The following is a 1626-nucleotide window of genomic DNA, read 5'->3' on the forward strand; positions in this document are numbered from 1 at the left end:
GGTCTGTGTAGAAAGAAGGTGATTAGTTTGGATAAGCAAAAAGTTGGTTTTCGGATGAAAGAAAAACGAAAAGAGAAAAAGTGGACACAAGTTGATATTGCTGCAATGGCAGGCATTTCAACAAATTATTATGCCAGCCTTGAACAAGGAAGAAATTCCCCTAGTTTAGAAGTAATTCAAAGGATTGCAAAAGCATTGGATGTATCTTTACTTTATCTATTAAACGATAGAATTGACGATATGGAGAGTAGAGTGGAGACAGAAACAATACGCTTGAAAAATCTTTTCAAAAACATTCCCAAAAATCAACTGGATGTTGCTGAAGGATTAATCATCCAAGCTGCACGACTTAGAATATTACTGGATGATAATTGGAAAGACATCTTAGAAAATGGGGAGTATGAAAAATTTTCTCAGAGTGAAAACCAGGTACCTTATGATCGTAAAAGACCAATCGTTGAGAATTATGACAACCGCGACAAAACCTATCAGTCAATCATTAACCAATTAACTGAACTATTGCCACAGCCCAGCAAGGATAGGAAATCGAAATTATTAGGTCGATAGCTTATGTTGCATAATAAATATGTTGAAGACTACATTAAAAAATGGAAATGTGGCAAGATCTTACTTAACAAAAAGAGAATACTGTTAATCGGACTGATTGAAAAGCACATTTTACCAAGAGATGACCTTTATTATTTTGATGAAGAACAAATTAATAATTATATCGAATTTAGTGAGACTTGGTATTTCGAATTAGATGAATGGGAGTATTTCATAGCCCCATTCATTTTTTTATTCCGTAAAGAAGATGACGAACCTGTATTTGATGAGTTTGTCATTAATATGGGACGTGGTGGAGGAAAGAACGGATTTATATCTACCCTTGCAAATTACTTCATAAGTGAATTACACGGTATTGATTATTATGATGTATCAATTGTTGCCAATTCTGAAAAACAGGCTAAAAGAAGTTTCCAGGAATGTTTTCGAACCATCAAGAAAAAAGGAAATGAAGTCTTGGAAGAAGAATTTGAAGCCTTTAAGAGTAGTATCACAGGATTAACTACACAATCTGTTTTTGAGTACAAAACTAGTAATGCTAGTTCGCAAGATGGTGGTCGTGAAGGTGCAGTTATCTATGATGAATACCATGAGATGGAAAGCACAGAAATAGTTGATGTGTTCTCTGGAGGTCTTGGGAAAGTAGATTGTGGAAGACAATTTTTTATTGGAACAAAAGGTTTTATTCGAGAAGGTTACTTTGATATTAAGTACCGAGAATGTGAGGATATTTTAAAAGGCCTGATTGAATTCAAGGGAGTATTTCCTTACATTTGCGAACTTGATGCCATAGAAGAAATGGACGATCCAGATAATTGGGAAAAAGCTAACCCAGCATTTCAAAAACCTTTAAACAAACGAGGAAAACGCTTGTTTAATACGGTTATGAAAGAATATACGAAATTATCCTATAATCCTTCTGGTCGTACAGCGTTTGTTACGAAGCGTATGAACTTTATTGAGGACAATATGGAAAACTCAGTTGCCTCTCGTGAAGAAATTATGGCAACTGATCGTCCATTTTTCGAACTAAACTCTAAACCAATTGGATCACTAGAC

2 protein-coding genes and 1 pseudogene are annotated in these 1626 nt (G+C 34.7%); all 3 read left to right on the plus strand.

What is annotated here, in order from left to right:
* Positions 1–54: 54 nt before the first annotated feature.
* Positions 55–213, plus strand: a pseudogene (locus BMX40_RS20855) (helix-turn-helix domain-containing protein); the annotation flags it as partial.
* Positions 214–240: 27 nt separating this feature from the next.
* A complete protein-coding gene (locus BMX40_RS20740; RefSeq protein WP_244513679.1) occupies positions 241–567 on the plus strand; it encodes a hypothetical protein in 327 nt (108 codons plus the stop codon).
* A 3-nt stretch (positions 568–570) separates the two neighbouring features.
* Positions 571–1626, plus strand: a 1056-nt coding sequence (locus BMX40_RS19880; RefSeq protein ID WP_244513678.1) for a terminase large subunit domain-containing protein, incomplete at its 3' end; no start/stop codon positions are given.

This window comes from Oceanobacillus limi (assembly GCF_900111445.1).
GTDB classification, from domain to species: domain Bacteria; phylum Bacillota; class Bacilli; order Bacillales; family Amphibacillaceae; genus Ornithinibacillus; species Ornithinibacillus limi.